Source organism: Serratia sp. G204Y, from assembly GCF_051172435.1.
In the GTDB taxonomy this organism is placed as follows: Bacteria; Pseudomonadota; Gammaproteobacteria; order Enterobacterales; family Enterobacteriaceae; genus Serratia; species Serratia sarumanii.
Window position 1 is genome coordinate 191192 of the sequence record NZ_JBPIZA010000006.1, and the last position, 26559, is coordinate 217750.

Genomic DNA, 26559 nt, shown 5'->3' on the forward strand with positions numbered 1-26559 from the left:
AAGTAGCTAATTGACGGCATGAAGAAAAACCGCGCTTTTTTAAAATGGGCTGGTGGAAAATACCCGCTGGTAGATGAGATTCGTCGCCATCTGCCGGCGGGAGACTGCTTAATCGAGCCCTTCGTGGGTGCGGGATCCGTCTTTCTGAATACGGATTACGACGCCTACATTCTCGCCGACATCAATAGCGATCTTATCAACCTGTATAACATCGTTAAGCTGCGCACGGATGACTTCGTGCGCGATGCCCGCACGCTTTTCGCCGATGAATTCAATAACTCGGATCAGTTTTACCTGCTGCGAGAAGAGTTCAATACTAGCACCGAGCCTTACCGCCGGGCGCTGCTGTTCCTGTACCTGAACCGCCACTGCTATAACGGCCTGTGCCGCTATAACCTGCGCGGCGAGTTCAACGTGCCGTTTGGCCGGTACAAGAAACCGTACTTCCCGGAAGAAGAGCTCTACTGGTTTGCCGAAAAATCGCGTAATGCCACTTTTGTCTGCGAGCATTACCGCGATACCATGGCGAAGGCCGTGGCCGGCGCCGTGGTGTATTGCGATCCGCCTTATGCGCCGCTGTCGGCGACGGCGAATTTCACCGCCTACCACACCAACAGCTTCAGCATCGCCGATCAGCAGAGCCTGGCGCATCTGGCGCACCAGCTCTCGGTAGAGAGCCAGGTACCGGTATTGATCTCCAATCACGATACCGAGCTGACGCGCGACTGGTACCAGCATGCCGCGCTGTATGTGGTGAAAGCGCGCCGCACGATCAGCCGCAACATTCTCGGCCGCAGCAAAGTGAACGAGCTTTTGGCGCTGTATCGCTAAGCCGGGGGCACCCCGGCGCATAACAACTCGACCCTACGTTTGGAGAAGCGGATGAAAAAGTTTTTGATTGCCCCGTCCATTCTGTCGGCAGATTTTGCCCGGTTAGGTGAAGATACCGCCAACGTGCTGGCCGCAGGCGGCGACGTGGTGCACTTCGACGTGATGGACAACCACTACGTGCCCAATCTGACCATCGGCCCGATGGTGTGCGAAGCGCTGCGCAACTACGGCATTACCGCACCGATTGACGTGCACCTGATGGTCAAGCCGGTGGATCGCATCGTGCCTGATTTCGCCAAGGCCGGCGCGTCTTATATCTCTTTCCACCCCGAAGCTTCCGAGCATGTCGATCGCACCATTCAGCTGATCAAAGAGCACGGCTGTAAAGCCGGCCTGGTGTTCAACCCGGCCACGCCGCTGAGCTACCTCGATTACGTGATGGATAAAATCGACGTGATCCTGCTGATGTCGGTTAACCCGGGCTTCGGTGGCCAGTCGTTCATTCACGGCACTCTGGACAAGCTGCGCCAGGTGCGCAAGCTGATTGACGACAGCGGCCGCGATATCCGCCTGGAAGTCGACGGCGGGGTGAAGGTGGACAACATCGCCGAAATCGCCGCCGCGGGCGCCGATATGTTCGTCGCCGGTTCCGCCATCTTTGGCCAGCCGGACTACCGCAAGGTGATCGACGAGATGCGCAGCGAGCTGGCGAAGGTTACCCATGGCTGATTTCGGCGCGATCCGCGCATTGGCCTTCGATCTGGACGGCACGCTGGTCGACAGCGCGCCGGGTCTGGCAGCCGCCATCGATATGGCGCTGGAAGATACGGGCCTGCCGCAAGCGGGTGAAGAACGGGTCGGCACCTGGATCGGCAACGGCGCCGACGTGCTGGTGCAACGCGCGCTGCGCTGGGCGGAAGCGGAAGGCACGCCGGAGCAGTGCAGCCGGCTGCGTGAACGCTTCGACCATTTCTACGCGCAGACCGTCGACAGCGGCAGCCGCCTGTTCCCGCAGGTGCAAGAGACGCTGGCCCGGCTGGCCGCGCACGGTTACCCGATGGCATTGGTGACCAACAAGCCGACGCCGTTCGTGGCACCGCTGCTGGCGGCGCTGGGCATTGGCGACTATTTCTCGCTGGTGATCGGCGGCGACGACGTGACGGAAAAGAAACCGCATCCGGCGCCGCTGTACCTGGTGCTCGGCAAGCTTGGGCTGCGGGCGCATGAACTGCTGTTCGTCGGCGACTCGCGCAACGATATTCAAGCCGCGCAGGGTGCCGGTTGCCCGAGCGTCGGCTTTACCTACGGTTATAACTACGGCGAATCGATCGCCCTGAGCCACCCCGATCGGGTGTTGGAGCGCTTCGCCGATTTGTTGCCCGCTCTTGGGCTGTCATCTTTAGAGAATCAGGAAATTTAAACATGAGTAAGCCCATCGTATTTAGCGGCGCGCAGCCGTCCGGCGAACTGACCATCGGCAACTACATGGGTGCGCTGCGTCAGTGGGTGCAGATGCAGGACGACTACGACTGCATCTACTGCATCGTCGATCTGCATGCCATCACCGTGCGCCAGGACGCCGAGAAGCTGCGCAAGGCCACGCTGGATACGCTGGCGCTGTACCTGGCCTGCGGTATCGATCCGGAAAAAAGCACCATCTTCGTGCAGTCGCACGTGCCTGAGCACACGCAGCTGAGCTGGGTGCTGAACTGTTACACCTATTTCGGCGAACTGAGCCGCATGACGCAGTTCAAGGACAAATCCGCGCGCTACGCGGAGAACATCAACGCCGGGCTGTTCAGCTATCCGGTGCTGATGGCGGCCGATATCCTGCTGTATCAAACCAATCAGGTGCCGGTGGGCGAAGACCAGAAGCAGCACCTGGAACTGAGCCGCGACGTAGGCCAGCGTTTTAACGCGCTGTACGGCGACGTGTTCAAAGTGCCGGAGCCGTTCATTCCTAAATCCGGCGCGCGCGTCATGTCGCTGCAGGAGCCGACCAAGAAGATGTCCAAGTCGGACGACAACCGCAACAACGTGATCGGCCTGCTGGAAGATCCGAAAGCGGTGACCAAGAAGATCAAACGCGCAATGACCGACTCGGAAGAGCCGCCTGTCGTGCGTTACGACGTGGTCAACAAGGCGGGCGTCTCCAACCTGCTGGATATCCTCGCCGGCGTGACCGGCAAGAGCATCGCGCAGCTGGAAGCCGAGTTCGAGGGCCAGATGTACGGCCACCTGAAAGGCGCGGTGGCGGAAGCCGTCTCCGGCATGCTGGGTGAGCTGCAGGAGCGCTACCATCGCTTCCGCAACGACGAAGCCTATCTGCAGCAGGTGATGCGCGACGGCGCCGCCAAGGCCCGCGCGCGCGCGCAGGAAACCCTGGCGAAGGTCTATCAGGCCGTCGGTTTCGTACCGCCGCAGGCGTAACGCCGGCGCGAATAGAAAAAGCGGCCAAAGGCCGCTTTTTTTACGTCGGTATCACGCCATTTGCGCCAGGCCGGCGGGCGGTTCCTCGCTGGCGAACCAATTGAGCTTGCTGCGCAGGCTGACCACGCTGCCGACGATGATCAGGCTGGGGCTGGCGGCCTGCAGGGACAAGGCGCCCAGTTGGCCGAGCTCGCCTTCGATCACCCGCTGGCGGCAGGACGTGCCGTTTTCCACCAGCGCTACCGGTGTGGCGGCCGGCAAGCCGTGTGCGATCAGCTGGCGCTGGATCTCCGCTGCCTGCGTTAGCCCCATATAGAACACCAGCGTCTGCTGCCCGGCGGCCAGCGTCGCCCAGTCCAATCCGCCGTCGGCCTTGGCGTGGCCGGTCACCAGGCGCACGCTCTGCGCATGGTCGCGGTGGGTGAGCGGGATGCCGCTGTAGGCGGAACAGCCGGAGGCGGCGGTAATGCCCGGCACCACAGAGAACGGCACGTTGGCGTCCGCCAGCGTCTCCAGCTCTTCGCCGCCGCGGCCGAAGATAAAGGGATCGCCGCCCTTCAGGCGCACCACGCGTTTGCCTTGCAGCGCCTGCTGCAGCAGGATTTGGTTGATTTGCTCTTGCGGCACGCAGTGGTGGCCGGCGCGTTTGCCGACGAAGATGCGTTCGGCGTCGCGGCGCACCAGCGTCATGATCTCTTCGGAGACCAGCCGGTCGTAAACCACCACGTCAGCCTGCTGGATCTGCTGCAGCCCTTTCAGCGTCAGCAAGCCGGCATCGCCCGGCCCGGCGCCCACCAGCACCACTTCACCGCGATCTTCCGGCCGTTCGCTGAACAGCTGCTCGAGCTGGCGTTCGGCCAGCGCGGCGTCGTCGTTGGCCAGCGACTGCGCCAGCCGATCGTGGGCGAATAACCGTTCCCAGAAGCGACGGCGCGCGCCGAGGCTGCTGAAGCGTTGTTTTACCCGCTGCCGCAGCGAGCCGCCCAGCTGGGCCAGCTTGCCGAGGTGCTGCGGCAGCATCGCTTCCAGCTTCTCGCGCAGCAGCCGCGCCAGCACCGGCGCTTTGCCGCCGGAGGACACCGCCACCATGATCGGCGAACGGTCGATGATCGACGGCATGATAAAGCTGGCGCGTTTTGGATCGTCCACCACGTTGCAGAACACCCGCTGCTGGTTGGCGCACTGATACACCAGTGCGTTGACCTCCAGCCGGTCGGTGGCGGCGATCACCAGCCATTTTTCCGCCAGCAGGGCCGGGCTGAATTCGCCCTCGGCCAGCGTCAGCAAGCCTTCTCCAGCCCAGTGGTGGAACTGTGGGCTGAATGCCAGGGCGTTGACGGTCAGCGCCGCGCCGGCGTCCAGCAGCAGGCGCGCCTTGCGTTCGGCGATCTCGCCGCCGCCCACCAGCAGGCAGGCTTTGTGTTGCAGTTGGCAGAAAATCGGCAGGTAGTCCATCGGCACTCCTCGGGGTAATCAGTGTGGGGGCGAAATGCGCCCCCGAAAACTCAGGCGGTCTGACGTGCGGCGGCTTTAGCCGCCTGCGGGCGTTCGGTGCGCGGCGTAGCGTACCAATACCCCAGGCCCATCAGCACCGAGCCGGACAGGATGTTGCCCAGCGTCACCCACAGCAGGTTGTGGCCAATGCCGGCGAGGGTGTAGGCCTCGCTGTGGTTGCCGAACCAGGAGAGGGCGAACAGCGTCATGTTGGCGACGGAGTGTTCGTAACCCGAGGCGATAAAGGCCAGCAGGCACCACCAGATGGCGATGAATTTGGCGGCGCCTTCGACGCGGATCGCCATCCAAATCGCCAGGCAGACCAGCCAGTTGCACAATACGCCCTTGAAGAACAGCACCTCGGCCGGCGCGGTGGTTTTCGCCAGCGCGGCGCTGTGCACCAGACTGGTATCCACCGGCAGCAGGCTGCCGCCGCCGTAGTAATACATCAGCGCCACCAGCACCGAGCCGAGTAGGTTGCCGAGCCAGGTTTGCGGCAGCACCGCCCACATCTGGCTCTGGCGGATGGTGCCGGCCTTGACGCCGAGCGTCAGGAACATCGTATGGCCGGTGAACAGCTCGGAACCGGCGATGATCACCAGCGTCAGGGCGATGCCGAAGGTGGCGCCCATCACCAGCGGCCGCACGCTTGGGTCGACCAGGTTGCCGAGGGTGAAGATCAGAATGATGCCGAGGCCGACGTAGGCGCCCGCCATCGCCGAGCTGATCCAAAAGCCGAGCGGGCTCTCCTTCGCCAGGCGGACGATGCGCGCCGCGTTGGCGGCGCATTTGTTGATCGTGTCGGTAAACATGTTGCCTCCCGAAAGGTTATGCCGCGACTTGCACGATGCCGTCGACCACCCGGCTGGTGAAGCTGGCGACGGAACGGCTGTCGTCTTCCAGACAGTGGCCGTCGTACAGGCGGAAATGCTGTTTCTTCAGCGGGCTGGCGACCCACAGCTCGCCCTGATGCTCGGCGATCAGGCCGCGCGACAGCACGCTGGCCTGGGCGAAAGGGTCGATATTGCTGATGGCGAACACCTGCTCGTCGGCATAGGGGCGGAACACCGCCACCTGCCGATCGCCGATCAGGGCGCACACGCCGGTGCCGGGCAGAATGTCGGCGACGGGACAAACGGTAATCCACTGGCTCATGCGTGGCTCTCCTCGGTATCGATCAGGGTGACGGGAATGCGCTCGTCAGGGCGCGCCGGGCGGTGCTGGTCGCGTTCGGCCACCACCTGCACGTTCGGATCGCGCAGCGGGCTGTTGACGAAGTGGGCGAAGCGCAGCTGCGTTTCCGGGTGCTCGACGGTCTCTTTCCACTCGCAGATCACCGCATCGCGCAGGCGGGCGATCTCCGCTTCCAGCTGGTCGTTGATGCCGAGCTTGTCGTCGATGATCACCTTGCGCAGGTAATCGATGCCGCCTTCCAGGCTCTCCAGCCACACCGAGGTGCGCTGCAGCTTATCGGCGGTGCGGATATAGAACATCATGAAGCGGTCGAGGTAGCGCACCAGGGTATCGCGATCGAGGTCGGCGGCCAGCAGATCGGCGTGGCGCGGTTTCATGCCGCCGTTGCCGCAGACATACAGGTTCCAGCCGTTCTCGGTGGCAATGATGCCGACGTCCTTGCCCTGCGCTTCGGCGCATTCACGGGTACAGCCCGAGACGCCGAACTTCATTTTGTGTGGGGTGCGGATACCTTTGTAGCGATGTTCCAGCGTGACGCCGAAGCCGACGCTGTCGCCGACGCCGTAGCGGCACCAGGTGCTGCCGACGCAGGTTTTCGCCATGCGCAGCGCCTTGGCGTAAGCGTGGCCGGTTTCAAAGCCGGCGGCGAGCAGCTTGCGCCAGATGGCCGGCAGGTCGTCTTTCTGCGCGCCGAACATGCCGATGCGCTGCGAGCCGGTCATTTTGGTGTAGAGGTTGTACTCCTTGGCGATCTGGCCGATGGCCAGCAGGCCGTCCGGGGTGATTTCGCCGCCGGCGGAGCGCGGGATCACCGAGTAGGTGCCGTCTTTCTGGATATTGCCGAGGAAGTTGTCGTTGGTATCCTGCAGCGGCGTATGCTGCGGCTTGAGGATGTATTCGTTCCAGCAAGAAGCCAGCAGCGAGCCGACGGTCGGCTTACACACTTCGCAGCCGTAGCCTTTGCCGTATTTGGCCAGCAGCGCCTCGAACGACTTGATGCCTTCGACGCGGATCAGGTGGAACAGCTCCTGGCGCGAGTAGGCGAAGTGTTCGCACAGGTGATGGTTGACCTCGATGCCTTGCTTGCTCAGCTCGGCGTTCAACACCTGGGTGAGCAGCGGGATGCAGCCGCCGCAGCCGGTGCCGGCCTTGGTTTCGGCCTTCAGCGCCGCCACGGTGTGGCAGCCTTTGTTGACCGCCTGGATGATGTCGCCTTTGCTGACGTCGAAGCAGGAGCAGATCTGCGCGCTTTCCGGCAGCGAATCCACGCCGATGGCCGGTTTGCTGCCCGCATGAGCCGGCAGGATCAGGCCGTCCGGGTTTTCCGGCAGCTCGATGCCGTTCAACGCCAGCTGCAGCAGGTTGCCGTAATCGCTGGTGTCGCCCACCAGCACCGCGCCGAGCAGGGTTTTGTTGTCGGCGCTGACCACGATGCGTTTGTAGACTTCTTTGCTTTCATCCAGATAAACGTAGCTGCGGGCGCCCTCGGTGCGGCCGTGAGCATCGCCGATGCCGCCGACGTCCACGCCCAGCAGCTTCAGCTTGGCGCTCATGTCGGCGCCCTGGAAGCCGTTTTCGCGGCCCAGCAGGTGATCGACGGCCACCTGCGCCATTTTGTAACCCGGCGCCACCAGGCCGAAGGTGCGATCGCGCCAGGCGGCGCACTCACCGATGGCGTAGACGTCCGGATCCGACGTCTGGCAGCTGTCGTTGATGGCGATGCCGCCGCGGCGGCCAATCTCCAGCCCGCACTGGCGCGCCAGCTTGTCCTGGGCGCGGATGCCGGTGGAGAACACGATGAAATCCACTTCCAGCAGGCTGCCGTCGGCGAAATGCATGGTTTTGCGCGCGGTGCCGCCGCCGTTGACGATCTCCTGGGTATTTTTGCCGGTGTGTACCTTGACGCCCATGCGCTCGATCTTGCGGCGCAGCTGGTCACCGCCCATCGGGTCGAGCTGTTCGGCCATCAGCATCGGGGCGAACTCGATCACGTGCGTTTCCACCCCCAGGCTTTTCAACGCGCCGGCGGCTTCCAGCCCCAATAGCCCGCCGCCGACCACCGCACCGCGTTTGCTGCGGCGCGCGCAGGCTTCGATGGCGTTCAGGTCTTCGATGGTGCGGTAAACGAAGCAGTCTTGGCTATCCGAACCTTTAATCGGCGGGATCCACGGATAGGAACCGGTGGCCATGATCAGCTTGTCGTAATAGACGGTGCGGCCGGTGTTGGAGTGGATGACCTTCTCGTCGCGATTGATGGTGATGGCGCGCTCGCCGACCAGCACCTTCACGCCGTGTTTTTCGTAAAAGCCTTCGCGCACCAGCGACAGCTCTTCGGCGGTGTGGTGCGAGAAGTAGGAAGAGAGGTGCACGCGATCGTAAGCGATGCGCGGCTCTTCGCAAAATACGGTGATTTCGAACTGGTCTTTGTCTGCTTTATCCAACAGATCTTCGATGAACCGGTGGCCGACCATGCCATTGCCGACGACGGCAAGTTTGACTCTGCTCATTATTGCCTCAAAATTCTGGTTTCCTAGGCTTACCTTATCTCTCCCAATGGGCAATTTATTGATGCAAATCAATCACACCCTCATATACCTCTAACGTGGTATATGGATGATTTTTCACGTTTTTTGATAAGTTGCGGATTTTATTCACCTTTAGCTGAAGCGAGTCAGTTTACATGCAAACTACCCCGCAGGGAGTAAACACAGGGGGTAGGCAGGCAACGGTGACTTTGTCAGCGCGATCCGCTGCCAGTATGATGAAGAAAACCAGCGCAACGGCAGAGGTGAAGGGTGGCGAAACGTCCATTGAAGTTTATCGATAACCTGCGTTTAAGCGGGCATGAAGGATTGTGGCAACTGGCGATTGAGCAGGGGCGCATCGCGCATCTGGTGCCGCAGCCGGAAGGGCAGGAGTGGCGCAGCGACGTGTTGGATGCGCAGGGCGGGCTGGCGCTGCCGGCGTTCGTCGAACCGCATATTCACCTGGATACCACGCAAACCGCCGGTCAGCCGGCTTGGAACCAGTCCGGCACGCTGTTCGAGGGCATTGAGCGCTGGGCCGAACGCAAAGCGTTGCTGACCCATGAAGATGTCAAACAGCGCGCCTGGCAAACGCTCAAGTGGCAGATCGCCAACGGCGTGCAGTATGTGCGCACCCACGTCGACGTTTCCGATCCCACGCTGACCGCGCTGCGCGCCATGCTGGAGGTGAAACAGGAGGTGGCGCCCTGGGTGACGCTGCAGATCGTCGCCTTCCCGCAGGAGGGGATCCTTTCCTACCCCAACGGCGAAGCGCTGCTTGAAGAGGCGCTGCGGCTGGGGGCCGACGTGGTGGGCGCCATTCCGCATTTCGAATTCACCCGCGAGTACGGCGTGGAATCGCTGCATAAGGCGTTTGCGCTGGCGCAAAAATACGATCGGCTGGTGGACGTGCACTGCGATGAGATCGACGACGAGCAATCGCGCTTCGTCGAGACCGTGGCGGCGCTGGCGCTGAAGCTGGAGATGGGGGCGAAAGTCACCGCCAGCCACACCACGGCGATGCACTCTTACAACGGCGCTTACGCCTCGCGGCTGTTCCGCCTGCTGAAAATGTCCGGCATCAACTTCGTCGCCAATCCGCTGGTGAACATTCACCTGCAGGGCCGTTTCGACAGCTACCCGAAACGGCGCGGCGTAACGCGGGTGAAGGAGATGCTGGAGGCGCAGATCAACGTCTGCTTCGGCCACGACGACGTGTTCGATCCCTGGTATCCGCTCGGCACCGCCAACATGCTGCAGGTGCTGCATATGGGGCTGCACGTGTGCCAGCTGATGGGCTATGGCCAGATCGACGACGGGCTGAAGCTGATCACCAGCCACAGCGCGCGCACCCTTAACCTGAGCGACTACGGCCTGGCGGCCGGCAACAGCGCCAACCTGGTGATCCTGCCGGCGGAAAGCGGCTTCGACGCGGTGCGCCGCCAGACGCCGGTGCGCTACTCGATTCGCCAGGGGGCGGTGATCGCCGAAACGCGGCCGGCGGAAACCACGCTGCATCTGCAGCAGGATGAAACGGTGGATTTTCGGCGTTAAGGCGCAAAAAAAGGGCGCCTTGCGGGCGCCCCTGATGTCTTTGATGCGAAGAAATCAGTGCGTCACGTGGCCGTGGCTGCGGTGCTTGGTCACGAAGCCCAGCAGCAGGCACATCACGAACACCGCCAAATACAGGCCGTTGGCGGTGGTCAGCGCCGCGTGCGCGCCGCCTTTCGCCACGATCGGGCCGGTAACCACGAAGGTCAACATGGTGCCGATGGTGCCGCAGGTCAGGATAAAGTTGACCAGCTTCGGCGAGGAGACCTTGGTCTGCAGCGAGCCGAGGGTGATCAGCGTGGTGTAGATGGCGCTGGAAACGAAGCCCAGAGCCATGATGTAGTAGCCCAGGTGCTCCGGGTTGTCGGTGCTGACGAACAGGTACATCGCGCCGGTAGCCAGTGCGGCCAGCACGGTCACGATGCGCTGCAGATCGAAGAAGCGCAGGATGAAGCTGAACACCCACATGCCGACCATGTAAGAGGTCCAGAAGTCGCTCACCAGCTTACCGGCCTGGCCGATGTCCATGTTGAACGACTTGGTGGCGTACTCAGGCACCCACTGAATGAAGCCCAGCTGGCCGAGGATGTAGCACAGCGCGGCGATCGACAGGAACAGCACGCCGATGCCCCATTTTTCTTTCTCGACCGGCTGGCCGGCGTCGGCGCCTTTCTTGCCCAGCACCGGGAATTCGGAGCACAGGGTCAGCACGAAGATCCCCACGTACAGCAGGCCGATGCAGGCATAAACCCAGTACCAGCCGATGTGGCGGGCCAGCAGCATCGCGGCGACGATCGGGAAGATCATTCCGGCCATGCTGAAGAAGGAGTCGGTGAACAACAGGCGCGAACCGCGCTGGCGGCCGGCATACATGTGGGTGATCAGGAAGGTGCCGATCGACATGGTGATACCGCTAACCACGCCGAGGATAAACATGCACAGCGAGAACATGGTCAGGCTCTTGCCGAGCATCAGCCCTGCGACCGCCAGCACCATCAGGACAAAGCCGAAGATCAGCTGACGCTTCAGCGGGATGATTTCCATCAGCCAGGCATTGAGGAAGATCGAAATCAAAATACCGGCGTTGAGGAAAGTAAAGGTGTTGCTCATGCTGGAAACCGGCAGGTTAAAGTACTCTGCAATGTTTCCCATCACCATCCCTGTGACGATCACTAAAGCACCGGTCAGCGCGTACGAAAAGAAGCTGATCCAGGTAAGCCGTATGCGGTTACTGTCATTCATTGTATAGGCCTGAATATGTCTGTTAGAGGTTTTAACGCTGGCATAAGGCCGCTGGTTTTTCCTGGCAAACGCAGAAAAAAGTCCCGATCAGGCCACCAGGGGGCGGATCCTAGCACAGACAACGGGATTTTTTGTGATGGCTGTCGACTTTTTGATGTAACCCATGAAGGGCCGGTGTGCATTATTGTGATCTATTTGCGTACCGTCACAACGGAATCACGGTTGACGATCGTCGGCTCAAACCGGTGCGCCGGGGTGGCGGGGTCGATCAACCTGCGCGCCGCGTATTGGGCCATCTCGCTGATGGGAAAATGTACGCTGCTCAACGCCGGGCGCACGAAAGGCGCGCGTTCGCCGCTGTCGTAGCAGATCAAGGAGATATCCTGCGGCACCCGCAGGCGGTGTTCGTTGATCGCCAGCAGCGCGCCGATCGCCATCTCTTCGTTGCAGCAGTAGATGGCGCTGGGCCGCGCGGCTTGCCGCAGCAGCCGATCGGCGCAGCGGTAACCGCTTTCCAGATCGTAGACGCCCTCCAGGCAGGCCACCGGCTCAATATTCGCCGCCTGCATCGCCTCTTCAAATCCCTGCAGCCGCAGGCGGCTCGACGGGCGTTCACGTGGGCCGCTGATGCAGGCGATGCGCCGGTGCCCGGCATCGAGCAGCTGCTGCGTCGCCATGCGGCTGGCGAGCGGGTGATCGAAGGTGACGCAGCGGTCTTCCAGCCCCGGCACCAGACGATCGAGCAATACGAAATCACGTTGCTCCGCCGCCAATTGGCGCAGCCGATCGTCGCTGAGAAAACGCACGTGCAGGATCACGCCGTCGCAGCGCAGGCTAAATAGCCGCTGCACCGCCTGCCATTCGTTTTCGGCGCTGTTGCGGCCCTGGGTCACCAGCAGCTGTTTGCCGTGGGATTCGGCCTCGGTCTGCACGAAGTCCATCAGCGCGCCGAAAAAGCCGCCGCGGTACGAGGTGGTGACCAGCCCAAGGGTATTGCTGTGGCTGGAGGCGAGCGCGCGGGCCGCCGGGTTGGGGGTGTAACCGAGCTGGGCAACGGCGCGTTCAACCTTCTCGCGGGTCGGCGCCTTGACGTTGCTGTCGCCGTTCACCACGCGCGATACGGTGGCGCGCGAAACGCCCGCCAGCGCTGCGACATCTTCCAGTGTCACCATCGTCCCACTCCTGAATTACGGCTAAAAAAATGGGTTCGGCGCGCCGAACCCCTGTCTGGCTGCGTATAGCCGCTTACCTGAACTGCGGCAAATACGGCGCGTTTATCGTCAACACCTCTTCCAGCAGCGGCTGCGCCAGGTTGGCGTTGCCCACCAACGGGTTGGCGATCAGCGCCAGCAACCCGCTGCGGCGATCGCCGTGCACCGCCGCCTCGATGGTCAGGCGTTCGTAGGCTTTCACCTGCTGCGTCAGGGCCTGCATCGGCTCCGGCAGCGGGCCGAAGGTCAGCGGGTGCGCGCCCTGAGCATCAACGATACAGTTGATTTCTATCACAGCATCGTCCGGCAGGCCATGGATAGCGCCGCGGTTTGCGGTGTTGACCACTAATTGCGTGCCGAGATTATTATGGATAGCACGAATCAGCTCCAGCGCAACTTCGGAATAGAAAGAACCGCCGCGGAAGCTGAGCTGCTCCGGTTTCGTGTTCAGCTGCGGATCGGCATACAGCTCGAACAGCTCTTTCTCCACCTGCATCACCTGCTCGGCGCGGGTGCCGCGCTCGCCGGCGGCGGCCATCTCTTCCGCCAGCATCTCGCGGGTCTGGTAAAAATAGCGGTGGTAGGGGCAGGGGATAGCGCCGAGCGCGCGCAGGAAGTCCGGCTGCCAGGGCTCTTCCTTGATGTTGTTCATGGTCAGCGCCGCGCCGTCGCACAGCATGTCGATCACCTTGGCGGTGACGTCGCGCCCCTGCTGCGTGACCTGATGCACCCAGACCATGTGGTTCAGGCCGGCGAAGCGCAGCTGCACGTCGGCGTAAGGCGCCTGCAGCATGTTGGCGATCATGTGATGCATGCTGATCGGCACGTTGCACAGGCCGATGATCTTCGCTTTGGTAAAGCGGGACACCGCCTCGGTGACGATGCCGGCCGGGTTGGTGAAGTTGATGATCCAGGCGTCCGGCGCCAGTTTTTCCACCCGGCGAGCGATGTCCAGCATCACCGGGATGGTGCGCAGCGCCTTGGCGAAGCCGCCGACGCCGGTGGTCTCCTGGCCGAGCAGCTGGTATTTCAGGCCCAGCCGTTCGTCGGCGGCGCGCGCCGGCAGTTGCCCGACGCGGAACTGGGTCAGCACGAAGGCGGCGCCGCGAATGGCGTCGTCCAGCGCAAAGTGCACACTGACCTTCACCTGCTCCAGCCCGTGGCGCGCCAGCATGCGGCGGGTCAGGGCGGCGATGGTTTCCACTTTTTGCCGGCCCGGTTCGACGTCCACCAGCGCCAGCTCGGTGACCGGCAGCTCCTCGATGCGCTGGATCAGCCCATCGACCAGTTCGGGGGTGTAGCTGCTGCCGCCGCCGATCACGGCGATTTTGAGTGCGCTCATGGGCGGCCCTCCGTCTGCGACTGACGGCGATAGAGCTCGATCATGTCGTCGGCCAGATCCTGGATCACCATGGCGTTCATCAGATGATCCTGCGCATGCACGGTGATCAGGTTGATCGCCAGCTTGCCGCAGCCTTCGTCCAGGCCGATCAGCTCGGTCTGGATCAGGTGTGCTTTCTTCACCCACTCTTTGGACTCGGCCATGTGCCTGGCCGCGGCGGCGAAATCGCCGGCGCGCGCTTGCCGCAGCGCCGTCAACGCATTGCTGCGCGCGCTGCCGGAGAACACCAGCAGTTCCATGATGGTGCTTTCAAACTCGGGGCTGACTTCAGTCATCAGTTCACTCACGTCATTTCTCCAGGGGTTGCGCGGCGACGCCGCCGTGGGATGCTTCAGTATCCGCTCTTTTTATAATGAGAGCGCTCTCATTTATATAGAGTAACGGCAATGCGTGTGCAAACTGGGAGGCAGATCGCAAAAATCAACCCAGGGCGGCGCGGGGCAAAAAATGCGTGATGCGGTTGGCAAAAAAGCCTTCTGCGCCCATACTTTCCGCAGCAAAATTCAGGGCCGCCTAGGATATGTCCCGTAATTGGGTAAATATAGGTAAATGGCTGGTACTTGCCGATACAGCTCTTTAGAATCAAAGCGCTTTTCCGTTGTTTGTCTCTCAGAGAAAGGACCCGTTAATGTTCAAACGTACTTTAGTGACCTTCGTCGCGCTGTGTTCCCTCACAGCGATGGCGCCAGCCGCACTCGCCGCCGGTGAGACCCACGTCATGCTGACGACCTCGGCGGGGAATATCGAGTTGGCGCTCGATAGCCAGAAGGCACCGGTTTCCACCCAGAACTTCGTCGATTACGTGAACAGCGGGTACTACAACAACACCATTTTCCATCGCGTGATCCCGGGCTTTATGATCCAGGGCGGCGGTTTCACCGCTGACATGCAGCAAAAATCCACCAAGGCGCCGATCAAGAACGAAGCCGACAACGGCTTGCGCAACCTGCGCGGCACCATCTCGATGGCGCGCACCGCCGACAAGGACAGCGCCACCAGCCAGTTCTTCCTGAACGTGGCGGATAACGCCTTCCTGGATCACGGCCAGCGTGACTTCGGCTACGCGGTGTTCGGCAAAGTGGTGAAAGGCATGGACGTGGTGGACAAAATTGCCCAGGTGCCAACCGGCAACGTCGGCCCTTACCAGAATGTGCCGACCAAACCGGTGGTGATTCTGTCGGCCAAGGTGCTGCCGTAAGTTTTTTGGCCGATCCCGTTGGGGTCGGCCGCTCCTTCCTCTCGAAGCCTTGCCTTCATCACTGTTTTCTCCCGCGCCTCATGCTCTAATCTGCAGACAATAATCAGACCGGAAATCCGGCGTTCGCCCTTTGTTGTCTCTGGATGAGTTGCTGCCATGTATGAATTTAACCAGGTGCTGTTGCTGTTGCAGCAGATGTGCGTCTATCTCGTTATCGCCTATCTGCTGAGCAAAACCCCGCTGTTCATCCCGCTGATGCAGGTGACCATCCGCCTGCCGCACAAGCTGCTGTGCTACGTGATCTTCTCGGTGTTCTGCATCATGGGCACCTATTTCGGGCTGCACATTCAGGATTCGATCGCCAACACCCGCGCGATAGGCGCGGTCCTGGGCGGTCTGCTGGGCGGGCCGTCGGTGGGCTTTCTGGTCGGGCTGACCGGCGGCCTGCACCGCTATACGCTCGGCGGCATGACCGACGTGGCCTGCGCGATTTCCACGGTGTCGGAAGGCCTGGTCGGCGGCATCGTACACAGCATCGCCATGCGCCGCGGGCGCATCGAGCTGCTGTTCAATCCGCTGTTTGTCGGCGGCGTGGCGCTGGTGGCGGAAGTGCTGCAGATGGCGATCATCCTGGCGGTGGCGCGCCCCTACGACGAAGCGTTGCAGCTGGTGGAGCACATCGCGCTGCCGATGATGATCGCCAATACCGTCGGTGCGGCGATGTTCATGCAAATCCTGCTGGATCGGCGCGCGATGTTCGAAAAATACACCAGCGCCTTCTCTTCCAAGGCGCTGAAGATCGCCGAGCGCACCGAGGGCATCCTGCGGCAGGGCTTCGATCAGGAGAACAGCATGAAGGTCGCCCGGGTGATCTATCAGGAGCTGGGCATCGGCGCGGTGGCGATCACCGATCGCGACAAGCTGCTGGCGTTTATCGGCATCGGCGACGACCACCACCTGCCGGGCACGCCGATCGCCTCGGTGCATTCGCATCGCGCCATCGACAACAACGAGGTGGTGTACGCCGACGGCAATCAGCTCTCTTACTGCTGCTCGATCAATCCGGCCTGCAAGCTGGGATCGACGCTGGTGATCCCGCTGCGCGGCGAAAATCAGCGGGTGATCGGCACCATCAAGCTGTATGAGCCGAAAAGCCAGCTGTTCAGCACCATCAACCGTACGCTGGGCGAAGGCATCGCCAGCCTGCTGTCGGCGCAGATCATGGCCGGACAGTACGAGCGCCACAAGCAGCTGCTGGCGCAGTCGGAGATCAAGCTGCTGCATGCGCAGGTCAATCCGCATTTCCTGTTCAATGCCTTGAATACTCTGGTGGCGGTGATCCGCCGCGATGGCGAACGCGCCTGCGATCTGGTGCAGTCTCTCTCGACCTTCTTTCGTAAAAACCTCAAACGCTCGGATGACGAAGTCAGCCTGGCGGACGAGATTGAACACGTGAACGCCTACCTGCAGATCGAGAAAGCGCGCTTCGCCGATCGGCTGGAGATCGCGGTATCGCTGCCGGAGGCGCTGTTGGCGGTGCGGCTGCCGGCGTTCTCGCTGCAGCCGATCGTCGAGAACGCCATCAAGCATGGCACCTCGCATCTGCTGGGCGTGGGCCGCATCGAAATCGGCGCCTGCTGCGAAGGGGAGCATCTGCTGCTGCAGGTGACGGACAACGCCGGGCTGTTCCAGCCGAAACCGAACTGCAGCGGGCTGGGGATGAACCTGGTGGATAAACGCATTCGCGTGCGCTACGGCGAAGGCTATGGCGTGCAGGTGGATTGCCGACCGGACGCCTACACCCGCATTACGCTCAATGTTCCCATGGAGAGGGCCGCCTGATGTTAAACGCACTGATTGTTGACGATGAACCTTCCGCGCGCGACAACCTGCGCCACCTGCTGGAAGCTGAAGCGGGGATCGCGATTATCGGCGAGTGCGCCAACGCCATCGAAGCCATCAGCCAGATCCACCGGCTGCAGCCGGACGTGGTGTTTCTCGATATCCAGATGCCGCGCATCAGCGGGCTGGAAATGGTCGGCATGCTGGATCCCAACCGCATGCCGCACATCGTGTTTCTGACCGCCTACGACGAATACGCGGTGCAGGCGTTCGAGGAGCACGCCTTCGACTACCTGTTGAAGCCGGCGGAGCCGAAGCGGCTGAGCAAGACGCTGCAACGTCTGCGGCAGCGCAGTGCGCCGCAGGACGTGGCGGCGCTGGAAGAGAGCGCCGGTTACCTGAAATACATTCCCTGCACCGGCCACAGCCGCATCTATCTGCTGCGCTTCGACGAAGTGCTGGCGATCCGCTCCAAACTGAGCGGGGTCTTCGTGGTGCGCAGCGACGGCATGGAGTGTTTCACCGAGCTGACGCTGCGCACGCTGGAAAGCCGTACGCCGCTGGTGCGCTGCCATCGGCAGTATCTGGTCAATCTGGAGCAGGTGCGCGAGATCCGCTTCGAAGAGGGCGGCGCGGCGGAGATGATCATGTCGGCAGGCGATCCGGTGCCGGTCAGCCGGCGCTATTTGAAAGCGCTGAAGGAGCAGTTGGGGCTGCGGGGGTGACTATGCCGGCGGCCACCGACGGCGAGTATGCACGATGGCCAATACGATGACGCGTTGAGCCGCCCATTCATAGACCAGCAAATAGGACGGGGAGATGACCAGCTCGCGCGTACCGCTATCCGCCCCGTTTTCCCGCTGGCGGGATGATGCACGAGGCGTGCCGCCGCGTCAGCGATTTTTGCATCATTTTCTGCGGCGGCGGCCGGATTTTTAAGTTCCAACCATTCATAAATCGCCAGACGATCGGCGATGGCGGGTTCCGTCCATGTCAGTTTCACAAAAGTCCTTTTGTGTTTTATCGCGTTGATTTGGCTCTGCGTTCGGCGAAATAAGCGGCCACCTCTTCATCGTCGGCGAATTTGCTTTCACGCAACGCCTTGCGGCTTACCTCGACCTTTTCCTTTAACCACTGGTTGTACTCTTCCTGTTGCGCCTGGCGGCGGACAAACTCGCGCATGAAATCACGCAGCAGTTGCGAAGCCGTGCGATCGGCGGCCTTTGCCGCGCTGGCGAAAGCGGTTTTTAACTCTTCATCCACGCGGATTACCACGGTAGATTCAGACATGGTATTTACCTCGTATATACAGCGTAATGCTCACTATAGCACTGGTGCTTTATTGTTCAAGCAAAGGCGCTTTGACGCTAAGCGCAATCTGAATTCATCAGGCCCCGACGGCGCCCTTTTTGTTTGTCCTTGACGGGGTTACGCGGCGCTTATAGCTTTATTGCATCCACAGGCGCGTTTCGCGCCGCGTCAGCGTCAAAGGAACAGAAAATGAGTGAACCACGGATTATCGCCAAAGCGATGAAAGACGGAAAACCGGAGCAGGATCTGGTGATTTTGCCGGCGTTGGCCAACCGCCACGGGCTGATCACCGGGGCAACCGGCACCGGCAAGACGGTGACGCTGCAGAAAATGGCCGAACAGTTCTCGCGCATCGGCGTGCCGGTGTTCCTGGCGGACGTGAAGGGCGATCTGTCCGGCATCGGCGCCGAGGGCGTGCCTTCCGAGAAACTGCAGGCGCGCCTGGCGGCGATCGGCGTCAGCGACTGGCAGCCGCAGGCCTGCACCATTATCCCGTGGGATATTTACGGTGAAAAGGGGCACCCGATCCGCGCCACGATTTCCGATCTCGGGCCGCTGCTGCTGGGGCGCCTGTTGGATCTGAACGAGGTGCAAAGCGGCGTGCTGCAGCTGGTGTTCAAGATCGCCGATGACAACGCGCTGCTGTTGCTGGACATGAAGGATTTGCGCACCATGCTGCAGTTCGTCGGCGACAACGCCAAACAATTCCAGACTCAGTACGGCAATATCTCTGCCGCGTCGATCGGCGCTATTCAGCGCGGGTTGCTGACGCTGGAAGAGCAGGGCGCTGACCAGTTCTTCGGCGAGCCGATGCTCGACATCAACGATCTGATGAAAACCGACGCCAACGGCCACGGCGTGATCAACCTGCTGGCGGCGGACAAGCTGATCAATCAGCCGAAGCTGTATTCGGTGTTCCTGCTGTGGCTGCTGGCTGAGCTGTTCGAGCACCTGCCGGAAGTGGGCGACCCTGAACAGCCGAAGCTGGTGTTCTTCTTCGATGAGGCGCACCTGCTGTTCAACGACGCGCCGGCGGCGCTGCTGACCAAGATCGAACAGGTGGTGCGCCTGATCCGCTCCAAAGGCGTCGGCATTTACTTTGTCACCCAGAACCCGCTGGACATCCCGGACAGCGTGCTGGGCCAGCTGGGTAACCGCGTGCAGCATGCGCTGCGCGCCTTCACGCCGCGCGATCAGAAGGCGGTGAAGACGGCGGCGCAAACCCTGCGCGCCAATCCGGCCTTCGATGCCGAAACGGCGATCACCGAGCTGGGCGTGGGTGAAGCGCTGGTGTCATTCCTCGACGAGAAGGGCCGGCCGAACGTGGTGGAGCGGGCGATGGTGATCGCGCCGGAATCCAAAATGGGCATGCTCGGCGCGGAAGGGCTGAACAGTGCGATCAACAAGTCGCCGCTGTATGGCCGCTATGAGGATATGATCGACAGCGAGTCCGCCTACGAGAAGCTGTCGTCGGGCGGTTTTGCCACCGTCGGCACCCCGCAGCAGGGGCAGCAACCGCAGGCGCAACAGCAACAACAGCAGGCGGGCGGCGGCCTGATGGACGGCTTGAGCGAGCTGTTGTTCGGTTCCACCGGCCCGCGCGGCGGCAAGCGCGACGGCATTGTCCAGACCGCCGCCAAGAGCATGGCGCGCGATCTCGGCCGCCAGATCCTGCGCGGCGTGCTGGGCTCGATCACCGGCGGCCGTAAAAAGTAAGCGGAAATTATCGTCGGCAGCGGCGGGTTAAATCAGTACACTGTGGCGGCATTTTTCTCTGCCGGACCTAACATGCTGCTGCTGATCGATAACTACGACTCCTTTACCTATAACCTTTACCAGTACTTCTGCGAATTGGGCGCCGAGGTGCTGGTGAAGCGCAACGATGAGCTGCAGCTGGCCGATATCGAGCGGCTGGCGCCGCAGCATCTGGTGATTTCCCCTGGCCCCTGCACCCCGAACGAAGCGGGTATCTCGCTGGCCGCCATTCGTCATTTCGCCGGCAAACTGCCGATCCTCGGCGTGTGCCTGGGGCACCAGGCGCTGGGGCAGGCGTTCGGCGCCGAGGTGGTGCGCGCCCGCGCGGTGATGCACGGCAAAACCTCGGCGATTCGTCACCTGGGCGTCGGCGTGTTTCGCGGCCTGAGCGATCCGCTGACCGTGACCCGCTACCACTCGCTGGTGCTGAAGGCCGATACGCTGCCGGACTGTTTTGAAGTGACCGCCTGGAGCGAACGCGACGGCGTGTGCGACGAGATTATGGGCATCCGCCACCGCACTTTGGCGCTGGAAGGCGTGCAGTTCCATCCGGAAAGCGTGCTCAGCGAGCAGGGCCATCAGCTGCTGGATAATTTCCTCCAGCGTTAATCCCGATGCGTTTTTTTTGCCCGCCAGGCGTTTTGCGTTTGCGCTTGATTGGTTTTTTATGCATATTTCGTGATTATGTTTTCAATATGACATTACGATAGCGCTGAAAAACCTTCAGGGTGGAGCCGAAAATGACTGAAAAATCCGCAGTGAGCCGCAGCACCTTTGACCAGGTGATCCTGCCTGTTTATGCACCTGCCCAGTTTGTGCCGGTGCGCGGCCAAGGCAGCCGGGTCTGGGATCAACAGGGAAAAGAGTACATCGATTTTTCCGGCGGCATCGCGGTGACGGCGCTGGGGCACTGCCATCCGGCGCTGGTCGAGGCGCTCAAACGCCAAGGCGAAACCCTGTGGCATACCAGCAACGTCTTCACCAATGAGCCTGCGCTGCGCCTGGCGAGCAAACTGATCGACGCCACCTTCGCCGATCGGGTGTTCTTCGCCAACTCCGGCGCAGAGGCCAACGAGGCGGCGTTCAAACTGGCGCGTCATTACGCCATCACCCGCCACAGCCCCTACAAAACCAAAATCATCGCCTTCTATAACGCGTTTCACGGCCGCACGCTGTTCACCGTGTCGGTGGGCGGGCAGGCCAAATATTCCGACGGGTTCGGGCCGAAGCCGGCCGACATCGTGCACGTGCCGTTCAACGATTTGGCGGCGGTGAAGGCGGTGATGGACGACCACACCTGCGCGGTGGTGATGGAACCGATTCAGGGCGAGGGCGGCATTACGCCGGTCGATGCCGGCTTCCTCAAAGGCGTGCGCGAGCTGTGCGACCAACATCAGGCGCTGCTGGTGTTCGACGAAGTGCAAAGCGGCATGGGGCGCAGCGGCAAACTGTTCGCCTATATGCATTATGGCGTGACGCCGGACATTCTCACCACCGCCAAGGCGCTGGGCGGCGGTTTCCCGGTCAGCGCCATGCTGACCACCGAAGACATTGCGTCGGTGATGCAGGTGGGCACCCACGGCACCACCTACGGCGGCAACCCGCTGGCCTGCGCGGTGGCGGAGGCGGCGCTGGACGTGATCAATACGCCGGAGGTGCTGAGCGGCATCGAGCAGCGTCATGCGCTGTATGTGCAGGCTTTGCAGCATATCGGCGATAAATACGGTATTTTCACCGCGATTCGCGGCATGGGGCTGCTGATTGGCGCCGAGCTGACGCCGCATTATCACGGCAGAGCGCGCGACTTCCTCACCGCCGCCGCCGCGCGCGGGTTGATGATCCTCAATGCCGGGCCGAACGTGATTCGTTTCGCGCCGTCACTGGTGGTGGAGCTGCAGGATATCGAGGCCGGCATGGCGCTGTTCGAGCTGGCGGTGCAGGATGTGATCAACGCCTGACGCCCGCGCGGCATATAACGGGGCGCGGCATGCCGCGCCCTTATTGATCGCGCAGTTTGCGCTTGAGCCAAATGCCGTGGTGCGGGCGCTGGCGCCAGGCCAGCGAAGAAATGGTGTGCATCACGCTCAGGTGCGACAGAATGCGCCGCAGATGGCGCTCCATCTCGGTAACGGGCATCTCCGGATGCAGATCCGGCGGCTGCATGATGCCGCTGTTGCCGCTGCTCGGGCCGTCGTATTCCAACCGCTGTTGGCAGCTTTGCAGCGCGATTTCACAGGCCTGCAGATACGCTTCCGCCAGTTTTGGCGTCAGCATGTAGTGTTCGCGCGCCAGAATGGTCATGGCGTTCAGGTGCTCGACGATGAACTGGCTATGCGTGACCCACAGCCGCATGTCCGCCAGATAGTCCGACGCGAACCCCGGCTCCTGCATCGCCTGATTGAGCGAGGTGAATAGCGCATTGTGCGCCTGGTTGACCTGCATGCGGGTATAGGCCAACGCGGTGGCGTCCGGTTCCGGCTGTTCCAGCATCAACCGCAGCGCGGTTTGATCGTGCTCCAGCGCCTGATGGGCATTCTTGCGCAGCAGCCCGCTTTGCCACTGCGGCCATAGCCAAATGGTGCCGCCGAACGCCAACACGCAGCCGATCAGCGTATCGATCAGGCGCGGCACCAGAAAATGCGAGCCGTTCAGCGCCAGCAGCTGCAGGGTGTAAACCGCCGTGACCGTAAAGCCAATCACCGACAGCCCGTAGTTCTTGCGCGAAACCAGGTAGGCCAGCAGCGTGATCACCAACATGATGCTCAGCGTTTCGCCTTCCGGCAACTGCAGCTGCAGCAGCCCGGCCGCCAGCAAAAGCCCGGCAATCGTGCCCAGCGCACGGTGCTGAATACGCACCCGGGTGGCGTTATACCCGTTTTGGCTCACCAGCATGATGGTGAGCAGGATCCAGTAAGGCTTCGGCAGATTGAACACCGCACCCAGGCTGCTGCCGACTGCCAGCGTCACGCCCAGCCGCGCGGCGTTGCGCAGGGCGGTGGACTTGAACGACAGATAGCTGGCCAGCGCCGGCCAAAACGGCAGGCGGTGCTGGCCGGGCATCAGGTCGCGGCGGTATAGCGGATGCTGGGTGCGCAGCAGGCGGGCGATGCGGCTGAAGTGGTAATAACAAAACTGGCCGACCGGGTTATCGGGATGCTGCGCCGCCATTTTTTCCAGCGCCGCCAGCTCGTGGGCCATGGAGAAGCGCTTCGAATGTTGATGATAGAGAATATCGTGCGCCACTACGCGCAGCCGGCCGGCGATCACCTGAGCGTTGCGGCGAATGATCGCTTCGGCCTGGCTCTGCTCCACCAGTTTTTGCACCTCCTCCGGCAGATGCAGGCTGACGGTGATGTGCTCCTGCAGATCCATCGCCACCTGAAAGGCGCGCTGCAGGCGCTTTTGCTCGAGGTTGTTGGCGTGCGGCAGGAAATTAAGCTGTTGGTACAACAGGCTGATCAGATCCATCACCTTTTGCTGGCGCACCAGCAGCGGCGGCAGCGCGGTTTGCGGATCGGTGTGCTGGGTCAGCAGCGAGTATTTGGCTTCGAAATAGTCCGCCAGTTCCAGGTAGAGCTGGCTCAGGGTCTCGCGCATCGGCTGCTCTTTCCACAGCTTGAACCAGAACCAGGTGAATAAGCCGTACCAGACGGTGCCGATGGCGTACAGCAGCGGCGCCTGCCAGATGGGCACCGTGCCGGCCGTGCTGAGGGCGAAGATGGCGGCCACCAGCGCCGCCGGCAACAGCCGGGCGTGCAGCGGGCTGATTTCACCGGTGACGCCGAGCAGCAGCGCCAGGCCCAGCATCAGCGCCGGCAGCGGCACGTGCCACAGCAGTGCCTGTTGCAGCAGCACGCTGCTGAAGGCGAACAGCGAGCCGCCAACCACCAGCCGTTTAAAGAAGCGCTTATGCGGCGTGTCCAGACCGGCGATATTGCAGCAGGCGGGCACCAGAGAGAACATCAGGCCGAGCTGCAGCTGGCCTATCAGCAGGCCGAACAGCACCGGCAGGCACAACACCAGCGTTTGTCGCAGTGCGTAGTTGATTTCCGGGTGGTAGATCAGGCGGCGCCACATGGCAGAGAGCAGATAAAAAAAACGGCGCAGATTGCGCCGTTTCTTCAGGGATTAACGGGTGCCGTAGACGACAATGGTTTTGCCGTGGGCGGAAATCAGGTTTTGATCTTCCAGCATTTTCAGAATACGGCCAACGGTTTCGCGCGAGCAGCCGACGATCTGGCCGATCTCCTGGCGGGTGATCTTGATCTGCATGCCGTCCGGGTGAGTCATGGCGTCGGGTTGCTTCGCCAGATTCAGCAGGGTTTGCGCGATGCGGCCGGTAACGTCCAGGAAGGCGAGGTTGCCCACTTTTTCGGAGGTGACCTGCAGGCGGCTCGCCATTTGGGCGGACAGACGCATCAGGATGTCCGGGTTCACCTGGATCAGCTGGCGGAATTTCTTGTAGGAGATTTCGGCCACTTCACAGGCGGTTTTCGCGCGAACCCAGGCGCTGCGCTCCTGGCCTTCTTCGAACAATCCGAGCTCGCCGATGAAATCCCCCTGGTTGAGGTAGGACAGGATCATCTCTTTACCTTCTTCATCCTTGATCAGCACCGCGACGGAGCCTTTCACGATGTAGTAAAGCGTTTCGGCCTTTTCACCTTGGTGAATCAGCGTACTCTTCGATGGATATTTGTGGATATGGCAATGAGACAGGAACCATTCGAGAGTAGGGTCTGTTTGCGGTTTGCCGAGAACCATTCGCTGTTATCCTCTGTTGTTATCGCTGCCTTGTGTCACAGGGGTCAGAGTTCCCTGTAAAACCCGCCTGTAGCCGCAGTCATGAGCGAGGGCTACCGGCAAGTTTTGAGGCGTGTCATAAAAATACGCTGTCGCTCTAGCATATTAACTTGCCGTAAGCGCTGCAAGCTACATTCTGTTAACATACCGGTAAAGGAGCCTTTCTCTGGGCGTTTCCCTGAAATTCAGTGTCCCGGAAAGATTTATTGCGGCTCTGTTTGTAGCACAGAGTAAGGCGGGTGTCTCGTGTTGTCTCGCTTCAGCATGATTAGCATCAGGTTACGTTGCCTGTTTCTATGCGAAAGCGTACTCTGATTTTAAGAAATCAACCGGAGTGACCAGAATGCAGGCAAGAGTTAAATGGGTGGAAGGGTTAACGTTTTTGGGTGAATCGGCCTCCGGCCACCAGGTGCTGATGGACGGCAACGCCGGCGATAAAGCACCCAGCCCGATGGAGATGGTGCTGATGTCGGTGGGCGGCTGCAGCGCGATCGACGTGGTGTCCATCCTGCAAAAAGGGCGCAACGACGTGCGCGACTGCGAGGTGAAGCTGACCTCCGAGCGCCGCGAAGAAGCTCCGCGGTTGTTCACCCATATCAACCTGCATTTCATCGTTACCGGCCAGGACCTGACCGACAAGATCGTCGAGCGTGCGGTGAACCTGTCGGCGGAGAAATATTGCTCGGTGGCGCTGATGCTCAACAAGGCCGCCACGGTGACCCACAGCTTCGAGATCCGCCAACCGGCGTAATCGAGGCGGAGCGCGGCCCGGCGCCGCGCTCAACGCGTTTATTCGATCTTCTTGCCTTCCAGCAACCGCTGCACCAGCGGCGCCATGATCAGTTCCATCGCCAGCCCCATCTTGCCGCCCGGCACCACTAACGTATTGATGTGCGAGATAAACGAGCCCTGCAGCATCGCCAGCAAATAGGGGAAGTCAATTTGATCCAGCCCGCGGAAGTGGATCACCACGAAGCTTTCGTCCAGTGAGGGAATCGCCTTGGCGGCGAACGGGTTGGAGGTGTCCACCGTCGGCACGCGCTGGAAGTTGATGTGGGTGCGCGAGAACTGCGGCGTGATGTAGTTGATGTAGTCTTCCATCGAACGCACCACCGAATCCATTACCGCTTCGCGGGAGTGGCCGCGCTCGCCGGTATCGCGGATCAGTTTCTGGATCCACTCCAGGTTGACGATCGGCACCACGCCGACCAGCAGGTCGACGTGCTTGGCCACGTCATGGTGCTCGGTGACCACGCCGCCGTGCAGCCCCTCGTAAAACAGCACGTCGGTCGGCGCCGGCAGCGGTTCCCACGGGGTGAAGGTGCCCGGCACCTGATTGTAGGGCACCGCTTCGTCGTAGGTGTGCAGATACTTGCGCGAGCGCCCGGTGCCGTTCTTGCCGTAGTCGATGAAGCTCTGCTGCAGCAGGCCGAAGTCGTTGGCCTCGGGGCCGAAATAGCTGATGTGTCTGCCCAGATCGCGCGCCTTGCGGATCGCCGCGTCCATTTCCGGCCGGGTGTAGCGGTGGAAGCTGTCGCCCTCCAGCTCGGCGGCGCGGATGTTGAGTTGTTGGAATATTTTACGGAACGCCACGCTGGTGGTGGTGGTGCCGGCGCCGCTGGAACCGGTCACCGCGATAACGGGATGTTTGGCAGACATGGTGGTTGTCACTCCGTGTTGAATGCGCCGGCGTCAGGGGATTATTGTGGCTCTTGTTGACGCTCTCTATCTCGGGAAAAAATGGCGCGCGCTGGTTTGCAATGCCCCATTGTT

At 61.5% G+C, this 26559-nt stretch carries 25 protein-coding genes; 12 read left to right on the top strand and 13 right to left on the bottom strand.

What is annotated here, in order from left to right:
- Positions 1-18: 18 nt before the first annotated feature.
- The 4 genes from dam to trpS are packed head-to-tail and all read left to right on the top strand — an operon-like array spanning position 19 to position 3261.
- The gene (gene dam, locus ACSBQQ_RS21570; protein ID WP_004930319.1) at positions 19-831 is read left to right on the top strand and encodes an adenine-specific DNA-methyltransferase; all 813 of its coding nucleotides are present in this window, start codon (positions 19-21) and stop codon (positions 829-831) included.
- A gap of 51 nt (positions 832-882) precedes the next feature.
- On the top strand, positions 883-1560 hold the full coding sequence (rpe, locus tag ACSBQQ_RS21575; RefSeq protein ID WP_004930320.1) for a ribulose-phosphate 3-epimerase: 678 nt from the start codon (positions 883-885) through the stop codon (positions 1558-1560).
- Positions 1553-2251: a phosphoglycolate phosphatase gene (locus ACSBQQ_RS21580; RefSeq protein ID WP_060388415.1), complete on the top strand. Its 699-nt coding sequence runs from the start codon at positions 1553-1555 to the stop codon at positions 2249-2251. Before rpe ends, ACSBQQ_RS21580 begins: the two co-directional genes overlap by 8 nt.
- Positions 2252-2253: 2 nt before the next feature.
- The gene (gene trpS, locus ACSBQQ_RS21585) at positions 2254-3261 is read left to right on the top strand and encodes a tryptophan--tRNA ligase (RefSeq protein ID WP_025304534.1); all 1008 of its coding nucleotides are present in this window, start codon (positions 2254-2256) and stop codon (positions 3259-3261) included.
- A 51-nt stretch (positions 3262-3312) separates the two neighbouring features.
- Here the strand turns inward: trpS and cysG are convergent, their stop codons facing one another.
- Genes cysG through nirB form a run of 4 tightly spaced genes read right to left on the bottom strand, consistent with a single transcriptional unit; the run spans position 3313 to position 8456 of the window.
- Positions 3313-4716 (bottom strand): siroheme synthase CysG, encoded by a 1404-nt coding sequence (cysG, locus tag ACSBQQ_RS21590; protein WP_049213867.1) that lies wholly within the window; start codon positions 4714-4716, stop codon positions 3313-3315.
- A 50-nt stretch (positions 4717-4766) separates the two neighbouring features.
- Positions 4767-5567, bottom strand: coding sequence for a nitrite transporter NirC (nirC, locus tag ACSBQQ_RS21595; RefSeq protein WP_033649319.1), 801 nt, complete (start codon positions 5565-5567; stop codon positions 4767-4769).
- Positions 5568-5583: 16 nt separating this feature from the next.
- Positions 5584-5910 carry a nitrite reductase small subunit NirD gene (gene nirD, locus ACSBQQ_RS21600; RefSeq protein WP_038878129.1) on the bottom strand — a complete coding sequence of 109 codons (327 nt, stop codon included), beginning with the start codon at positions 5908-5910 and terminating at the stop codon, positions 5584-5586.
- Complete coding sequence (nirB, locus tag ACSBQQ_RS21605) at positions 5907-8456, bottom strand: nitrite reductase large subunit NirB (RefSeq protein ID WP_041036997.1); 2550 nt, start codon at positions 8454-8456, stop codon at positions 5907-5909. Before nirB ends, nirD begins: the two co-directional genes overlap by 4 nt.
- Before the next feature lie 303 nt (positions 8457-8759).
- Here nirB and ACSBQQ_RS21610 point away from each other — a divergent pair, with 303 nt between their 5' ends.
- On the top strand, positions 8760-10028 hold the full coding sequence (locus ACSBQQ_RS21610; RefSeq protein ID WP_033649318.1) for a cytosine deaminase: 1269 nt from the start codon (positions 8760-8762) through the stop codon (positions 10026-10028).
- A 54-nt stretch (positions 10029-10082) separates the two neighbouring features.
- On the opposite strand, the gene tsgA is transcribed toward ACSBQQ_RS21610, so the two are convergent.
- The 4 genes from tsgA to ACSBQQ_RS21630 all read right to left on the bottom strand — a co-directional run bounded on the left by tsgA (position 10083) and on the right by ACSBQQ_RS21630 (position 14155).
- Positions 10083-11267: an MFS transporter TsgA gene (gene tsgA, locus ACSBQQ_RS21615; protein ID WP_033636290.1), complete on the bottom strand. Its 1185-nt coding sequence runs from the start codon at positions 11265-11267 to the stop codon at positions 10083-10085.
- 191 nt (positions 11268-11458) lie between these two features.
- Complete coding sequence (locus ACSBQQ_RS21620; protein WP_039569200.1) at positions 11459-12439, bottom strand: LacI family DNA-binding transcriptional regulator; 981 nt, start codon at positions 12437-12439, stop codon at positions 11459-11461.
- A gap of 73 nt (positions 12440-12512) precedes the next feature.
- Positions 12513-13820 (bottom strand): 6-phospho-beta-glucosidase, encoded by a 1308-nt coding sequence (locus ACSBQQ_RS21625; RefSeq protein WP_033649315.1) that lies wholly within the window; start codon positions 13818-13820, stop codon positions 12513-12515.
- Positions 13817-14155 (bottom strand): PTS lactose/cellobiose transporter subunit IIA, encoded by a 339-nt coding sequence (locus ACSBQQ_RS21630; protein ID WP_047571717.1) that lies wholly within the window; start codon positions 14153-14155, stop codon positions 13817-13819. Before ACSBQQ_RS21630 ends, ACSBQQ_RS21625 begins: the two co-directional genes overlap by 4 nt.
- Positions 14156-14508: 353 nt before the next feature.
- On the opposite strand from ACSBQQ_RS21630, the gene ppiA reads away from it, so the two are divergent.
- The 3 genes from ppiA to btsR all read left to right on the top strand — a co-directional run bounded on the left by ppiA (position 14509) and on the right by btsR (position 17645).
- Complete coding sequence (ppiA, locus tag ACSBQQ_RS21635) at positions 14509-15078, top strand: peptidylprolyl isomerase A (RefSeq protein WP_033636286.1); 570 nt, start codon at positions 14509-14511, stop codon at positions 15076-15078.
- Positions 15079-15234: 156 nt separating this feature from the next.
- Positions 15235-16920 carry a sensor histidine kinase gene (locus ACSBQQ_RS21640; RefSeq protein ID WP_033636285.1) on the top strand — a complete coding sequence of 562 codons (1686 nt, stop codon included), beginning with the start codon at positions 15235-15237 and terminating at the stop codon, positions 16918-16920.
- Positions 16920-17645, top strand: a complete 726-nt coding sequence (gene btsR / locus ACSBQQ_RS21645) for a two-component system response regulator BtsR (protein ID WP_048322006.1) — start codon at positions 16920-16922, stop codon at positions 17643-17645. Before ACSBQQ_RS21640 ends, btsR begins: the two co-directional genes overlap by 1 nt.
- On the opposite strand, the gene ACSBQQ_RS21650 is transcribed toward btsR, so the two are convergent.
- Positions 17603-17923, bottom strand: a complete 321-nt coding sequence (locus ACSBQQ_RS21650) for a type II toxin-antitoxin system RelE/ParE family toxin (protein ID WP_225845547.1) — start codon at positions 17921-17923, stop codon at positions 17603-17605. The two genes, btsR and ACSBQQ_RS21650, sit on opposite strands and share 43 nt — an antisense overlap.
- A gap of 17 nt (positions 17924-17940) precedes the next feature.
- Positions 17941-18210, bottom strand: coding sequence for a hypothetical protein (locus tag ACSBQQ_RS21655; protein ID WP_060429248.1), 270 nt, complete (start codon positions 18208-18210; stop codon positions 17941-17943).
- 210 nt (positions 18211-18420) lie between these two features.
- Between ACSBQQ_RS21655 and ACSBQQ_RS21660 the strand changes: the two genes are divergently transcribed.
- The 3 genes from ACSBQQ_RS21660 (at position 18421) to argD (ending at position 21944) form a co-directional block, all read left to right on the top strand.
- Entirely contained in the window at positions 18421-19947 is a 1527-nt protein-coding gene (locus ACSBQQ_RS21660) for a helicase HerA-like domain-containing protein (protein WP_043148392.1), read from the top strand.
- Between the two features lie 72 nt (positions 19948-20019).
- Positions 20020-20595: an aminodeoxychorismate synthase component II gene (locus ACSBQQ_RS21665; RefSeq protein WP_033636278.1), complete on the top strand. Its 576-nt coding sequence runs from the start codon at positions 20020-20022 to the stop codon at positions 20593-20595.
- A 131-nt stretch (positions 20596-20726) separates the two neighbouring features.
- Entirely contained in the window at positions 20727-21944 is a 1218-nt protein-coding gene (gene argD / locus ACSBQQ_RS21670; RefSeq protein ID WP_033649310.1) for a bifunctional acetylornithine/succinyldiaminopimelate transaminase, read from the top strand.
- 40 nt (positions 21945-21984) lie between these two features.
- Here the strand turns inward: argD and ACSBQQ_RS21675 are convergent, their stop codons facing one another.
- A complete protein-coding gene (locus tag ACSBQQ_RS21675) occupies positions 21985-24063 on the bottom strand; it encodes a YccS/YhfK family putative transporter (protein ID WP_033649309.1) in 2079 nt (692 codons plus the stop codon).
- Positions 24064-24114: 51 nt separating this feature from the next.
- Positions 24115-24747 (bottom strand): cAMP-activated global transcriptional regulator CRP, encoded by a 633-nt coding sequence (crp, locus tag ACSBQQ_RS21680; RefSeq protein ID WP_004090925.1) that lies wholly within the window; start codon positions 24745-24747, stop codon positions 24115-24117.
- 382 nt (positions 24748-25129) lie between these two features.
- On the opposite strand from crp, the gene ACSBQQ_RS21685 reads away from it, so the two are divergent.
- Complete coding sequence (locus tag ACSBQQ_RS21685) at positions 25130-25537, top strand: OsmC family protein (RefSeq protein WP_004930372.1); 408 nt, start codon at positions 25130-25132, stop codon at positions 25535-25537.
- Positions 25538-25575: 38 nt separating this feature from the next.
- On the opposite strand, the gene ACSBQQ_RS21690 is transcribed toward ACSBQQ_RS21685, so the two are convergent.
- Positions 25576-26445, bottom strand: coding sequence for a phosphoribulokinase (locus tag ACSBQQ_RS21690; RefSeq protein ID WP_004930374.1), 870 nt, complete (start codon positions 26443-26445; stop codon positions 25576-25578).
- Between the last annotated feature and the right edge of the window lie 114 nt (positions 26446-26559).

Excerpts from the sequence above, each read along its gene's own strand:
- dam (WP_004930319.1), top strand. The coding sequence starts at position 19 with ATGAAGAAAAACCGCGCTTTTTTAAAATGGGCTGGTGGAAAATACCCG.
- rpe (WP_004930320.1), top strand. The coding sequence starts at position 883 with ATGAAAAAGTTTTTGATTGCCCCGTCCATTCTGTCGGCAGATTTTGCC.
- ACSBQQ_RS21580 (WP_060388415.1), top strand. The coding sequence starts at position 1,553 with ATGGCTGATTTCGGCGCGATCCGCGCATTGGCCTTCGATCTGGACGGC.
- trpS (WP_025304534.1), top strand. The coding sequence starts at position 2,254 with ATGAGTAAGCCCATCGTATTTAGCGGCGCGCAGCCGTCCGGCGAACTG.
- cysG (WP_049213867.1), bottom strand. The coding sequence starts at position 4,716 with ATGGACTACCTGCCGATTTTCTGCCAACTGCAACACAAAGCCTGCCTG.
- nirC (WP_033649319.1), bottom strand. The coding sequence starts at position 5,567 with ATGTTTACCGACACGATCAACAAATGCGCCGCCAACGCGGCGCGCATC.
- nirD (WP_038878129.1), bottom strand. The coding sequence starts at position 5,910 with ATGAGCCAGTGGATTACCGTTTGTCCCGTCGCCGACATTCTGCCCGGC.
- nirB (WP_041036997.1), bottom strand. The coding sequence starts at position 8,456 with ATGAGCAGAGTCAAACTTGCCGTCGTCGGCAATGGCATGGTCGGCCAC.
- tsgA (WP_033636290.1), bottom strand. The coding sequence starts at position 11,267 with ATGAATGACAGTAACCGCATACGGCTTACCTGGATCAGCTTCTTTTCG.
- ACSBQQ_RS21620 (WP_039569200.1), bottom strand. The coding sequence starts at position 12,439 with ATGGTGACACTGGAAGATGTCGCAGCGCTGGCGGGCGTTTCGCGCGCC.
- ACSBQQ_RS21625 (WP_033649315.1), bottom strand. The coding sequence starts at position 13,820 with ATGAGCGCACTCAAAATCGCCGTGATCGGCGGCGGCAGCAGCTACACC.
- ACSBQQ_RS21630 (WP_047571717.1), bottom strand. The coding sequence starts at position 14,155 with ATGACTGAAGTCAGCCCCGAGTTTGAAAGCACCATCATGGAACTGCTG.
- ppiA (WP_033636286.1), top strand. The coding sequence starts at position 14,509 with ATGTTCAAACGTACTTTAGTGACCTTCGTCGCGCTGTGTTCCCTCACA.
- ACSBQQ_RS21640 (WP_033636285.1), top strand. The coding sequence starts at position 15,235 with ATGTATGAATTTAACCAGGTGCTGTTGCTGTTGCAGCAGATGTGCGTC.
- btsR (WP_048322006.1), top strand. The coding sequence starts at position 16,920 with ATGTTAAACGCACTGATTGTTGACGATGAACCTTCCGCGCGCGACAAC.
- ACSBQQ_RS21655 (WP_060429248.1), bottom strand. The coding sequence starts at position 18,210 with ATGTCTGAATCTACCGTGGTAATCCGCGTGGATGAAGAGTTAAAAACC.
- ACSBQQ_RS21660 (WP_043148392.1), top strand. The coding sequence starts at position 18,421 with ATGAGTGAACCACGGATTATCGCCAAAGCGATGAAAGACGGAAAACCG.
- ACSBQQ_RS21665 (WP_033636278.1), top strand. The coding sequence starts at position 20,020 with ATGCTGCTGCTGATCGATAACTACGACTCCTTTACCTATAACCTTTAC.
- argD (WP_033649310.1), top strand. The coding sequence starts at position 20,727 with ATGACTGAAAAATCCGCAGTGAGCCGCAGCACCTTTGACCAGGTGATC.
- ACSBQQ_RS21675 (WP_033649309.1), bottom strand. The coding sequence starts at position 24,063 with ATGTGGCGCCGCCTGATCTACCACCCGGAAATCAACTACGCACTGCGA.
- crp (WP_004090925.1), bottom strand. The coding sequence starts at position 24,747 with ATGGTTCTCGGCAAACCGCAAACAGACCCTACTCTCGAATGGTTCCTG.
- ACSBQQ_RS21685 (WP_004930372.1), top strand. The coding sequence starts at position 25,130 with ATGCAGGCAAGAGTTAAATGGGTGGAAGGGTTAACGTTTTTGGGTGAA.
- ACSBQQ_RS21690 (WP_004930374.1), bottom strand. The coding sequence starts at position 26,445 with ATGTCTGCCAAACATCCCGTTATCGCGGTGACCGGTTCCAGCGGCGCC.